The sequence below is a fragment of the Streptomyces bullii genome (assembly GCF_042657145.1).
In the GTDB taxonomy this organism is placed as follows: Bacteria; Actinomycetota; Actinomycetes; order Streptomycetales; family Streptomycetaceae; genus Streptomyces; species Streptomyces bullii.
This window is the reverse complement of record NZ_JBHSNY010000004.1, coordinates 240,984-252,950: the sequence shown is the minus strand read 5'-3', so window position 1 is coordinate 252,950 and position 11,967 is coordinate 240,984. Positions and strand designations below refer to the sequence as shown.

The window sequence follows — 11,967 nt, the reverse complement described above, 5'->3', positions numbered from 1 at the left end:
CTTCGATGTAGCGTCCATGATCTTACGACGCGAAACCAATTCGCGGAAGAGTCGGCGAAGTTCACGTCCCTGAGCGCTCCGTCCTGCAACACCAGCCTGTAAATGGGAGAAAATGGCCCCCGGTTGCAGAACTGGACATTCAACTCATCGGCTCTTGGCGACATATAGGGAACATAGCCAAGCTCACCCTCCTAGCGAGACGGCCACCGGGGGACGGTGGCCTCTGTTGAACCGATGGCCGGCTCCTCGCAAGGGGGTGAGCGACTCGTGTCAGCTGACGGTGCTAGGGGGCATCTCGCCAGGCGACGATTCCCTTGTCGGTCAGATCGTCTAGAAACTCGCGGACATCGTGGAGGGCCTCTTCCGCATCGACCGCGTACTCCAGAGCAACCAGGTGGGCCACGTCAGAAACGCTCCGGCGGCCGTCGAGCGAGGCGAAGATCAGCCCGGCGACATCAGTGAGAAGCAGAGCCCTGTCTTCTTGCCCGATTAGAAAGTCGCCATTGACCCGGCGAATGCGGATCCCTAGCGCTCTAACGGGTACGGCGTTCGGGTTCCGCAACTCTGCATCGCTCACAAGATCTCCTCGCACATCGCTTTCGAATCGCAATTCTATTAGTTAGGTGTCACCCTTCCTGCGCTCGGCTTAGCTCTCTGCTCTCCCGCACCGGGCTCATGATCAGAATCAACGGTGGGATCAATGCCCCGGCGCACACGAACCAGAGCGCAGGCCGCAGGCCAGCCACCTCCGCGAGCACACCGCTGAGTGCCGCACCCAGAGGTAGCACACCCCATGACACGAAACGCACCGTCGCCATGACGCGCGACAGCAATTCGGGCGGAGATTCAACTTGACGGTGGGTCCTGGCCATGATGCTTCCGGTTACGACACCGAACTGGAAGCCGATGTTTCCGAGAAGGAAAAAGAAGACGGTTCCGAGCGTCGTTGTGAAGGGTATCGCCAGAGTGATAATGCCACCGATTAGACCTGACCAGATCATGGCACGCGCCGTGCCAACCCGTGCAGCAAACTTGGGTGCCGCCGCCGAGGCGATCAGCGCCCCAACTCCATTCATGGCAATCACGACCCCCACTACCGCGGCCGAGACGCCGGCCTCGCGTACCAGGTAGAGAGGGGTCAACGCGACCAGGGCCGCGGACACGAAGTTAATGACTGTGGCCCAGATCATGCAGGGACGCATTACTGGGTGCCGGACGACGAAGTCCCATCCTTCGCGGATCAGCTGTAGGGCTGGGACGTTCGACTTAGTTTCGGGACGACGCTCCGGGAGCGTCCGCAGTATCACGGCCGACACTAGGTAGGTAACGGCGTCGATGAGGAGAACACCAACGGCCCCTATCAGCGTGACGAGGAGTCCGCTCAAAGACCGCCCCCCGGTCTGGGTGACCGCCTCGGTGCCCGAAATGAGGCTGTTTCGTGAGGTCAACTCCTCTTTACTGACCAGGGCAGGCAGAAACGTGGAGTTGCCGACGTCGAACAGCACCGATGCCAGACTCGTGATCAAGGCAACAAGCAGCAGGTGCGGGTAGGTGAGTGCGTCCAGCCACCAGGCGATCGGGACGGAGCCCATCGCTGCCATCCGGACAAGGTCCATCGCCACCTGCAGATCACGCAGCGGGTAGCGCTGGACGATGACTCCCGCCGGCAGCCCCAGGAACAGCCAAGCTGCTTGACTCGCTGCCGCGAGCAACGTGACCTGGAACGTTGTGGCCTCAAGGACTATGAGCGCCACAAGCGGCAGGGCCACCGACGTCATATTCGAGCCTGCACGACTCACGGTCGAGGCTAGCCAAAACCGCCAGAACATCCTTGCAGCAGTGGCGTTGCGGGCGTCGGGTGCTTGGGTGGTCATGTGGCAAACTCCCTCGTCGTGCCCGGACGATCCGACTGCTCGTACGACCCGGCTAGCAGGCCGGCCTCCTCGAACGACGCCAACGTGCAGGCGTCGTCGAGAGCTCCGACCTCGGAGAAATAGCGCGTCAGTTGGGACGCTGCCCCAGCGATGTTGCTTCGCACTTGGTGACCTGGCCAAGACTCCGCGATGACCTGGTCGATCTCATCGTTGGCCAGCCCAATACCTCTGAGATGGTGGGCCGTCTGAGAGTAGTCAGGCTCAAGGAATGCGTAGATCGCCGCTGGGATGAGCGGCCCAACAGCCCTTCGCTCCTGTGATGTCAGCGCAGGCCACAACTGCCTGAGTACCGACCTGAAATAGACATGGTGACGTCCTTCGTCCTCCGCATGGTCGCGAACGATGTCACGCACACACTGTGGGAGTCTGTCATCACGCGGAATGTCAGAGAGAATGCCGGAGATCAGGGTCTCACTCACGATGGAGAAGAGAAGCGACTCCACACCCATCAAGTGATGAGGCAGTCGATCCCGCACCTCGTCAAGCCGAGGCAAGAACGCCGGGGGCGCGATGTCCTGCGCCTGCAGCCTCGGGACGTTGGTCTCTGCCTCAATCTGGCTCGCGAAGTCGTGCGAGAACTGGGCATGCCATGCCTCGTCCGTGACGATCTTGTATGCATCCGCCTTCATCCGCTCCGGCAGCATCAGCCCTGACCGGCCCCGGCTAATCTTCGTCGCAACGGGGATGACGGCCAGACTTTCCAACTCGGTGGTGAAGTCCAGGTAGTCGTAGAGACGCTGCAGAAGCAACCCTTTGACGACAGATTCTCCCTTGGCCGTGACAAGCGGATGCAGCACCACGGGGTAGAGCTCAGGTGGAAAATAGAGGTCGAGAGCCCCGACCACGAAGCCTCGCCGCGGTCGACGGCGCACACTCGCTAGATCATCCCAGCGTTCGAACCGGCTGATGTAATCGGCGCTGATGGGCCTGGAGGTGGCGTCTCCTTGCACCAACTGCTCCTGAAACTCTCGGAGGTGCATGCCCATCCCTGTCACTCGGCGAACGCGATCAGACGCTGATCGACCAGCTCATCGAGTTGGGCCCGAATGCTTTCCAGTGCGACACCCGACTCAGTGAGCACTGAGTCGAGAGTCGACTCACCGTCTATGCAGCGCAAGAGACGCAGGATGGCACTGTCCTCTTCGAGTACGAACTCGATCTGTCCATCGTTCGCCAGGTACCAGTCTCCGTCTGTGCCCGACAGAAGAAGCAGTCCTTTCGCAGGAACCAGGATCCGTGCAAGGTCGTAATCCCGGGCTTGCGTGAATAGTCCTTCAGTATCTGCTACGGGGTGGCGCCCCGCCTGCAGGACGCAACGAACCGGGCCGGCGGTCATCCGGTCGAGCTGGGGAGGCTGCGCCGCCATCTCAGCCAGTAGACCCATATTTACAACGCGCATCAGGAGTTCCACCGAGGGGACGTCTGTGTCACCGTTACCGAACTCGGCAAGTCGTTGCCTGATGGCTCGCCCATCCAAGTACGAGTCTGCACCCGGTGCGGCCAGAGCACGCTCCACCAACTCCTGCTTATTACCTCGCATGAGGCGCACGAGCATCTGATAGGCGTGCCCTGTCCCGGAACCATAGAAAAAGGCGACCTTCGGTCGCTCGGCGACCCGATGGGGGACGCGGGACTTCACCGCGTCACGGAGAATTCTCTTGTCCCACAGCAGACGTGGGCGCAGATGAGACGGGATGACCGAGGTCAGTTCCACCAGACGGTGGTCGAGAAACGGCACGCGTGCCTCAATGCCGCTGCCGGCCGCGGTGCGGTCCTCATGCCACACGTTGTACTGCTGGACCTTCCGGTACTCGGACTGGACATACGCGTGATAGAGGTCCCTGCCGTGAGCGCCCCGCACAGTGTCCAGCGCAGCGTCGGAGAGGAAGGACTCTCCGTTGCCCCACCAGTGCCGGAACTCTGGGTGCCGGTCCAACAGTGTGTTGCGGTTCATCTCACCGAGCCCTGCCAGGAAGGAGTCCCAGTCACTACCGGTGTTAGGCGAATAACCGCCGTTGAATTCGTCGCTAGCCGCCCCGAGTAGCATGCCCCGCAGCTCAGGCCGTTCCTGGCGGGCGAACCGGTGGAGTTCATGCTTGTAATAGACCTCTGGACCGGCCATGGGAGTCTCGGCAATCCATACCAGACGCAGCCATTCCTCGGCCGTGGGCACGTCAGCGGGGCCGAAAATCACTTGGTGGTTGTGGACGCCGAGCTCACGCGTCAGCCAGTCGGAGTACTCGGCATCGCCGTTCGCGCGCGTCCCGCCGCTGAGAGCAGTAAAGGTGTGGATCCCCTCCACGTGGGTCCGCGCAAGCGCGAGCACGGTCGCGGAATCGACCCCGCCCGACAGGAAGAGGCCGAGCTCGGTGTCCGCGGTCGCGCACTCCCGGACAGACTCCTCCAGTAGGTCTCCATAGCGGGCAATGAACGCCTCAGCATGAGTCGACTCATCGGCATCCGTCGGCAGTTCCCAGTAGCGGTGCTGCGTTGTCCGGCCGCCATGGAGGTCCACGCGGAGGATGGTGGCCGCCGGAACGCTCTCCACGCCCTCGAACCAGGTACACATCTCTGGAGCGCCAAAACGGGGTGCGGCCGCCAGCGCTGGCACGGCTAGCGCCTGCTCCCAAGCGAAACGCCGAGGGGTGGCGGGGTCCGCGAAGAGACCCTTGATCTCCGATGACAGGACGATGCGCTCGTCGTTGCGGTGATAGTAGAGAGGTTTGACGCCGAATCGGTCACGCGCGAGGATCAGTTGCCCACGAGCCCGATCCCACAAGATGATCGCGAACATGCCACGTACATCGCGAAGGAAGTCCAGGCCATGCTTCCGGTAGAGGTAGAGGAGCACCTCGCAGTCCGAGCCGGTCCTGAGTCTTACGTCCGAAGGCAGACCTGAAGCTAGCTCCTTGTGGTTGTACACCTCGCCGTTGGCGATGAGGATCAGGTTGCCGTCATCGCTGACCAGCGGCTGTGTGCCGTCTTCCGGGTTCACTAGGGAAAGCCTCGTGAAGGCCAAGCCCACCGGCCCGTTTCGGAGCAACTCCCGCTCATCGGGCCCTCGGTGATGCAGAATGTCAGCGAATTCACTCAGGAGAGCGTCGCCCTCCGGACCGAGTTCCTGCCCATCAAGTCGGGCGATGCCCGCGAGACCACACATGTGTTTTTCCTTCAGACGCGCGAAGCCCGGCGTTAAGGACCCGGGCAGGAAGTACGCACCCCGCTGAAGGATGCGTACTTCCTGCTGAGATGCACCTGAGTGAGATCAGGCGTTGTCGCGCAGGACAGTGCCCTGCGAGATCGTCTTGGCGGTCGGCTTCGAGTACTTACGCATGCGAATCCCTCCTCTCCCTGTCAGGTAGCGGCTGCGGCCCCCGCCGCCATGAGGCTGCTGGTGCCTTGCCGCCGACGTGAGCAGCCAACCATGGGGGCGTGGACTCCGCCTAGGCATTCGTTTTTAACCGAACACCTCGCCCGAGTTGGCCCGTTGCGGGGCCAGTTGCGATGGATGCGGCGCTTTACTCGAAGGCTCCGGGCGGCACCGTCGGCGACTTTGCGCCAACTCTTTTGCGCCAGCCTCTTCGGTTGGCCGGCCATCCAGGGAGGGAGATGTCGGCCACGGGCACAGCAACTCGAAGGGCTCGGCGCTATGACGTCGACCAACCAGCCTCGGCGAGTTCGCCGTATCTACGACGAAAAGACCTAAAGGCGCACCTCCCGCTTGCCCGAAATGGGGCGTATTGCAGTTGAGTGTGACCGAATACGCCCGCAGAAGTGGCTCTTGTCCTCCGTGCTGCACGGTTATATAGATAGTCTCGCCACCCGGAAGTGCTGGGTGACGCGCATTGGACTCAAGGAGTGCGTAATGGAACAGATAGCCGTGGACTGGTTGACCCCGCTTCAGTCGCGGGACCTCATCCCAGAGGGATCTCTCGCGGCCTTCGTGGTCGGGTCGGCCGCGCGCGGGTGGCATAACGACCGTAGCGACTTCGACATCTACATCATCTCCAGCAGCGAGTGGGAAACTGCCACAGCATCGACGATACCGATGCCTTTGAACCCGCCTCGGATTTGTAGTGAGACCTTCTTTCATGCGGACCGGCGCTGGGAGGTCACCTATTGGCTCGACAGTCAAATTGATCAAATGCTGGCAAAGGTTTCGCGGGACGAATACGATCGCGAGGTCGTCGCCCGAGAGGTACTGACTCCGCGAGAAGAGCTTGCGCTCTCCCGTATTCAAAACTGCCTTCCCGTCTTCGGTGAAGAATGGATACTGAGCGCTCGGAAAGAGCTTGCCGACTCCGCCTTCCGTTCTTTCGTAGTGGCTCGTTCCCTCAGCGGGGCCGACGACTCCGTGGAGGACGCCCTAGGGCAACTAGAGTCCGGCGACTTGGAAAGCGCCACGCTATCGGCACGCAGGGCTCTCGGGTTCGCAGTCGACGCTCTCCTGGAGGGGCACGGTGAGTACGGTAGCCAGTCCCCGAAATGGCGACCCAACAGGTTCAGGGCCGCCTCTCCTTCGCTCCTCTCATTCGAGGAATACTGGGCCCTTGAAACCATGAGGGACTACGACATGACGGCACCCGAGAACTGGATCAGGGAAGTGCTCACCATTTGCCAGGAAATATCCATGCGCGTCGAGACCGAGTGAGACAGGGCCGAAGCCATCGGCACAGGTGAGGGTTACATAGAATGGTAGCGATGACTCGAACGTCGGTGAATGGCCAGTGATTCGCCTACGCATTGACGACGAGAGCCTCAACGCCATCAGGCTGACGTTCAGTCCACTCTGGGAGACAATTGGAAGTCTTGCACTTCTGGCCCGATACCGGGGCACCGTCCCGACACCGTACAAGAATTGGGTGCGGATCCTGCATCAGGGCAGGAGTGTTGCGTTAGCTGAAGAGCTAGCACGCATTATTCGTAAGCCGGATCTTTCGGCTCTCCCGGGAGAACTCTTCAACGTTCCAGACCCATCTCGCTCTACTCTTGAAGCTGAGCTTAGCCATGTAAGCGACTGTATCGCGGATGACTCCAGGCAGCGCACTCTAGAGTTTATCGAGCAGTATTGGGAATGGGCGATTGCGCCATACTGGAAGACAATTCGCGCTTCGCTCGAGGAGGAGATATTGTTCCGGGGCCGGACCTTGGCGGTCGAAGGCCCGGAAGCCATGCTCCGGGAGTTGGGAGGCACGGTCTCATGGAATCGACCGGTACTCACTGCTCCCTATCACCGAGACTTGGACCACACAGTCCGCAAATCGAGGCTTTTGCTGATCCCAACAGCATTCTCCGGTGGAATTCGCATGTTTGCGGCACGTGACGGCGTTTTAGCCATGTCCTATCAGGTTCGCGCCACTGCCCTCTTTCATGGCGACACGACACGGAAAACACATCCTGAACTCACCGATCGGCTGGCGATCATGATAGGGACCCGGCGCGCACAGGTGATGCGATCCCTAGTGATGCCGAAGACGACAACAGCCGTTGCCGAATCTCTGGGATTGGCTAAAAGTACCGTCTCGCAGCATCTAGCGGTCCTGACAGAGGCAGGAGTCGTGTGGCGGCAACGCTTGGGGGGGCAAGTTTTCTACCAATTGGACCGCGAAGGCTTTCTGCTCCTTGAACACTTGGGGCAGAGCTGATGTGACGGCGTCTGCGCGCTCGTTGCTGAAGGCCCGCTGAAACAGCGCAGCGCGCAACCGTGCAGGCTTCCGGCAAAGTTGTCGATCACGCGGTCAGGAAGAGGTTGACGGGCAGGGTTCTGGCAAAGTCGTCTGGTAGCGCTATGACGTGGGTTTTGCGGGAGGGTGAGGTACGCGGGCGTGTTCCGTTCCAGTTGGATAGAGGTTCCTACGCCTTCTGTCCGACCAGGGAACAGCGCCCGCGCCGTGTCATCGTCTAGCACCTCCGCGCCTGCTCGCATGCCCAACCCGGATCACGAGCTCCTGGTCGACGTGCTCTGCCGGATGCCCAATCCACGCCTTCGGGGCGGGGTCCGTCATCCAGCGGGCGCTTTGAGCACGGACGCGGTATGTGCCGTGAGGCGTCGACTACCCCGAGCCCGAATATTTCGAGCGCGAGGCCCCCGCGTTCGAGACCGTACGGGCGCAGCTTATGGAGCTGCTGCGCGCCGGCCGGTCCATCGTCCTCGACCACGGCCTCTGGCGTCGTTCCGATCGCGACGAGTGGAAGAAGACCGTCCGGGCCGTGGGAGGACGCCCACTGCTCGTCTACCTGCCAGCGTCCAAGGAGGTCCTCCTGCGGCGCCTCGCCGCAGGCAACCAGCGTCGAGACGCCAATGCCTTGACCGTCACTCCCGAAGCGTTGGACGACTTCTTCGCTCGGTTCGAACCGCCTACCGCCGATGAAGACGCAGTCACTTACAACGGTGACGTAGAGGTCATCCGCTCCGTGGTGCGATGACGCCCTCGGCCGTCCCTCCGAGCAGGGGCGCCAGGTGCTCGGCCATCACGAGCAGGGTCCGGTCCGAATAGGCCGGTCCTACGAGCTGCACACCGATCGGGAGGCCGTCGGCGCCGTGCGCAATAGGCATTACAAGGCTAGGCAGACCGACGTGGCTGGTGAGGTTGGCCCAGCCGGTCTGGTCGAAGAAGCTCCGTTCGACGCCGTCGACCGTGAGAGAACGGCTCCCGGCTGGGATCGCCGCGGTGGGAGCGGCGGGCGTAATGAGGACGTCGTACTGACCGTCGGCGAAGAACCGGTGCCACGTCTGCTGGAGCCGGAGGCGCTCCTCGTTGGCGCGGAGCCAGGCGCGGTGTGTCTGCGTGCGGTGGCGGAGGATGGCGGCCCGTGGGCTCGCGTCGTCCGTGTGCAGGTCACGGGCGGCGGCGAGTTCGGCCGCGCCGGCGGCATCGTCGGTGGCGGCCGTCGTGGTGGCGTGGAGGAGCTGCTCGAAGAGGCGGAGGGATTCGGCGAAGCGGACCGACCCCGCAGTGCGGTGGACACTGGCGCCGGCGGAGGCGAGTGTCCCTTCGAGGGCGCCGACAGCATCGGCGATGTTGCGGTCGACGGGGCAGCTCGCGTCGTCGGCCCACACCGCCACGCGGAGCTGGCCGATCGGGCGCTGCGCCGTGGGCAGCGTGACGCTCCAGGGGTTGTTCTCGTCGGGTGACGGTGTCGTCAGTGCGGCGAGGAGCAGGTCGAGGTCGCGGGGGTGGCGGGCCAGGGGGCCGGGGGTGACCATGTCGCTGCTGGTGATCCATCCCGGCGGGCGGGGGATGTGGCCGCGGGCTGGGATGAGTCCGTGGGTGGGGCGCAGGCCGTAGACGCCGCAGTAGTGGGCGGGGAGCCGCAGGGAGCCGGCGAGGTCGCTGCCGAGGTCGGCGGGGGTCAGGTGTGCGGCGACTGCTGCGGCGGGGCCTCCGGAGGAGCCGCCGGTGGTGTGCTTGGGGTCGTGCGGGTTGAGCGTGGGGCCGAACAGGGCGTTGTCGGTGTGCAGGTCCTGGCAGTACGCCGGAGTGTTGGTCTTGCCCATGATGACGGCACCTTGGTGGCGAAGCCGAGCGACCGCGTCAGCGTCGCGTGTGGGGAGGTGGTCGGCGAGGTCTTCGGCGCCGCTGGTGGTGCGCAGGCCGGCCGTCTCGAAGCTGTCCTTGATCGTGAGGGGTAGGCCGTTGAGGACGCCAGTGCTCTCGCTGCGAGCGCGGCGTTCGTCGGCTGCGTGCGCGGCGGCTCGGGCCGCGCTGTCGTCGCGCGTGACGACGGCGTTGATCTGGCTGGCGTCTATCTGGGCGAGGTGCAGGTCGAGCAGTTCGCGGCTGGAGATCTCGCCGCGGTCCAGGGCCCGGAGCTGGACGTGGGCGGGCTGGTGGGTGAGGTCGTTCGTCATGCGGAGACTCGCTCAGGGTGGGGGGCTCGTGCGGGCTGGCGGGGCAGGTGGCGCGCGACGTCGAGGAGAGCGTCGATGTCGTCCATGGGCCTGGTGGTCTGGCGTTCGAAGTCGGCGAACTCTGTGAGCTGGTCGGGCTCCGGGCGGGCGCCGGCGGCCCTAGCGGCGATTCCGGCGAGGATCTGGTCCGCCGTGACGGCCGCGGACAGATCCTTTCCCTGAAGCCCTCGGGCCCGGTGACGGGCTTCGCTGGCCTCGCGGACGGCGGCGTCGAGGTACTGGCGGATCACGAACCGGCCGTCCCGGATCTCGACGGCTCGGCGGTAGAGCCGGATCGAGATGCGACGGAAGCGGCGCCGCTGGGCCGGGTCGACCCTGTCGATCGGCAGCTCGATCTCGGGTGCCTCGCTGTAGAAGGCCAGCCATAGGGGGCGCAGGCCGTAGTAGCTGCGGTACTGCTTAATCCGGTACCGGACGCTCTGGGCCTGGTCGCTGATGGTGGGCACGAGCCAGCCGATCAGCGTGAGCATGGCGCCGACATCACCGCAGGTCCAGGCAAAGCCCTCCCATTCCGCGAGGGAGGTGTCGAAGGCGCCGGCGATCACGTTCCCGATGCGGACGGCGCTGTATCCGAGGGTGACGGTCGCGCCGAGGGCGACGATGCGCAGGCCGACGCGGACGGACCCGCGAGTGCTGCGGCGGGCCAGGCGCCAGCAGGCGCGGGCGAGGAAGACTTCGCCGATGGTGTAGGCCGTGACGTACAGGGTGAGGTACGCGGCGTACCAGTCGTCGTGCGCGTAGTAGAGCGTGAAGTCGATCGGGTGCGGCGCGTTGGGCGTCAGCAGGGCGAACAGCACCAGCAGCCCGGCGATCACCGCGAAGCCGGCCCAGAGCCAGCGGCGACTGCGCCGGCGGGCCACCTCGGGCGGGGATCCCCAGTAGGTGAGGACCACCTGTTGGCAGGCCAGGAGCGCGACCACGCAGCCCTGCGCGAGGGGCACGGAGATGTTGACGGTGCCGAGCACGCGGTCGAGGTAGTTCCACATCGGCGTGATGGAGAACAGGAACGAGAGCCCTGACAGCAGGAAGACAGCGGCCAGCGCGGCGGAGGCGGGGTCGCGGCGCCGAGTGGGCACGTCCCGCAGGAGGCAGAGGAAGCCGAGCGTCGCTACGACGAGGCTGATCGGGTGGAGCAGATCCTTCACGGCCGGGCCTCCCGTCGGCGCAGCAGCGTGTGCGTCACCCGATCCTGCACTTCGTCCCCGGAGGGCTCGTCGCTGCGCAACCACCGGTCGATGATCCGGCGCTGGAGCAGCGATGCTAGGAGTTCGGTGTCTCGCTCCTCGTCCTCGTCGTACTTGGTGCGCCCCAACATCATCTGCACGGTGGCCGGGTCCACGCTGGTGATGAAGGCCGGAGCCAGGGCGGAGACCGGTCGGTTCTCGTGGTGGCCGAGCAGTAGGTGGCTGAACTCGTGGGCGATGATGTGGTCCTGGTGCAGGACGCTGGTCCACGGGTCGTAGAAAACGTGGACGGCACTCTCTGTAACTGCACATGCCCCGCACACCGAGGGCGCTTGCTCCCGGGGCTCTAGGACCACCGTCCGTCCCGTGCGGCGAGAGACCTCGTCGCTGAGGTCGCGGATATTGGTGACGTGCGGGAGCTTCAGCTCGGCCAAGAGGTCAGGCCGGCGCAACCTACGTGCAGACCACATTGCTTTCCTTGATCATTTACTAAACTGCGGCCGTTTACACGCCAGTTGAGGGCGGCAACCCCTCGGATTTTCGTACGCTCTCAACGATCCCCAGGACGGCATCCTTTCCGTCTGCGGAGACGTCGGATAGGCGAAGAAGAACGTTCTTGATCTTCGCGTCGCGAAGCAGCGCGAGCAACTCAAGTTCCTGCACGGTCTTTTCGGCGACAGCATCGTCGAACCAATAGGCAGGATCCACGCCGAAGAACCCTGCGAGCGCCTCGAGATGACGCTTCGTCGGGTTATCGCGCTGCCCGGTCCGCAAGAGCCACAGGTACTGCCCCGACAGCTTGCCCAGCCCTCGCTTCTCCATCAGTTCGGCCACTTCAGCGTTGCTGTAAGGGCCGCGATCGGGCGGGTGCACAGTGTCGAACAGGCGGTTTAGACGATCCATGAGCCCCTTGGGGCTCACCTGACCTTCGGCCACT

General features: G+C 63.8%; 10 protein-coding genes and 1 pseudogene. 3 read left to right on the top strand and 8 right to left on the bottom strand.

Translation table 11 applies throughout. The features are described 5' to 3' along the window. Positions 1 to 283 precede the first annotated feature (283 nt). From ACFPZJ_RS12505 to asnB, 4 genes are read right to left on the bottom strand one after another with little or no spacing between them, the layout of a single operon-like run. Entirely contained in the window at positions 284 to 577 is a 294-nt protein-coding gene (locus tag ACFPZJ_RS12505; RefSeq protein WP_381020514.1) for a PqqD family protein, read from the bottom strand. A 49-nt stretch (positions 578 to 626) separates the two neighbouring features. Continuing rightward, positions 627 to 1,874 (bottom strand): MFS transporter, encoded by a 1,248-nt coding sequence (locus tag ACFPZJ_RS12500; protein WP_381020511.1) that lies wholly within the window; start codon positions 1,872 to 1,874, stop codon positions 627 to 629. Then, on the bottom strand, positions 1,871 to 2,920 hold the full coding sequence (locus tag ACFPZJ_RS12495) for a diiron oxygenase (RefSeq protein WP_381020509.1): 1,050 nt from the start codon (positions 2,918 to 2,920) through the stop codon (positions 1,871 to 1,873). The genes ACFPZJ_RS12500 and ACFPZJ_RS12495 overlap by 4 nt, the downstream gene beginning before the upstream one ends. Before the next feature lie 5 nt (positions 2,921 to 2,925). Next, complete coding sequence (asnB, locus tag ACFPZJ_RS12490) at positions 2,926 to 5,094, bottom strand: asparagine synthase (glutamine-hydrolyzing) (RefSeq protein ID WP_381020507.1); 2,169 nt, start codon at positions 5,092 to 5,094, stop codon at positions 2,926 to 2,928. Positions 5,095 to 5,799: 705 nt separating this feature from the next. On the opposite strand from asnB, the gene ACFPZJ_RS12485 reads away from it, so the two are divergent. From ACFPZJ_RS12485 to ACFPZJ_RS12475, 3 genes and pseudogenes are all read left to right on the top strand, one after another. Next, positions 5,800 to 6,585: a hypothetical protein gene (locus ACFPZJ_RS12485; RefSeq protein WP_381020504.1), complete on the top strand. Its 786-nt coding sequence runs from the start codon at positions 5,800 to 5,802 to the stop codon at positions 6,583 to 6,585. A 211-nt stretch (positions 6,586 to 6,796) separates the two neighbouring features. After that, entirely contained in the window at positions 6,797 to 7,579 is a 783-nt protein-coding gene (locus tag ACFPZJ_RS12480) for an ArsR/SmtB family transcription factor (protein ID WP_381020502.1), read from the top strand. 445 nt (positions 7,580 to 8,024) lie between these two features. Then, positions 8,025 to 8,360: pseudogene (locus ACFPZJ_RS12475) on the top strand (P-loop nucleotide/nucleoside kinase family protein); the annotation flags it as partial. Here ACFPZJ_RS12475 and ACFPZJ_RS12470 read toward each other — a convergent pair. The 4 genes from ACFPZJ_RS12470 to ACFPZJ_RS12455 all read right to left on the bottom strand — a co-directional run bounded on the left by ACFPZJ_RS12470 (position 8,338) and on the right by ACFPZJ_RS12455 (position 11,966). Next, on the bottom strand, positions 8,338 to 9,786 hold the full coding sequence (locus ACFPZJ_RS12470; RefSeq protein ID WP_381020499.1) for an amidase family protein: 1,449 nt from the start codon (positions 9,784 to 9,786) through the stop codon (positions 8,338 to 8,340). The pseudogene ACFPZJ_RS12475 and the gene ACFPZJ_RS12470 sit on opposite strands and share 23 nt — an antisense overlap. Continuing rightward, positions 9,783 to 10,991: an MAB_1171c family putative transporter gene (locus tag ACFPZJ_RS12465; protein WP_381020496.1), complete on the bottom strand. Its 1,209-nt coding sequence runs from the start codon at positions 10,989 to 10,991 to the stop codon at positions 9,783 to 9,785. Before ACFPZJ_RS12465 ends, ACFPZJ_RS12470 begins: the two co-directional genes overlap by 4 nt. Then, positions 10,988 to 11,464 carry a hypothetical protein gene (locus ACFPZJ_RS12460; protein ID WP_266405286.1) on the bottom strand — a complete coding sequence of 159 codons (477 nt, stop codon included), beginning with the start codon at positions 11,462 to 11,464 and terminating at the stop codon, positions 10,988 to 10,990. Before ACFPZJ_RS12460 ends, ACFPZJ_RS12465 begins: the two co-directional genes overlap by 4 nt. Positions 11,465 to 11,534: 70 nt before the next feature. After that, positions 11,535 to 11,966, bottom strand: coding sequence for an XRE family transcriptional regulator (locus tag ACFPZJ_RS12455; protein WP_381020494.1), 432 nt, complete (start codon positions 11,964 to 11,966; stop codon positions 11,535 to 11,537). Between the last annotated feature and the right edge of the window lies 1 nt (position 11,967).

What these genes read in the sequence shown, in the direction of transcription:
- ACFPZJ_RS12485 (WP_381020504.1), top strand. Translation starts at nt 5,800, where the DNA reads ATGGAACAGATAGCCGTGGACTGGTTGACCCCGCTTCAGTCGCGGGAC.
- ACFPZJ_RS12500 (WP_381020511.1), bottom strand. Translation starts at nt 1,874, where the DNA reads ATGACCACCCAAGCACCCGACGCCCGCAACGCCACTGCTGCAAGGATG.
- ACFPZJ_RS12495 (WP_381020509.1), bottom strand. Translation starts at nt 2,920, where the DNA reads ATGGGCATGCACCTCCGAGAGTTTCAGGAGCAGTTGGTGCAAGGAGAC.
- asnB (WP_381020507.1), bottom strand. Translation starts at nt 5,094, where the DNA reads ATGTGTGGTCTCGCGGGCATCGCCCGACTTGATGGGCAGGAACTCGGT.
- ACFPZJ_RS12470 (WP_381020499.1), bottom strand. Translation starts at nt 9,786, where the DNA reads ATGACGAACGACCTCACCCACCAGCCCGCCCACGTCCAGCTCCGGGCC.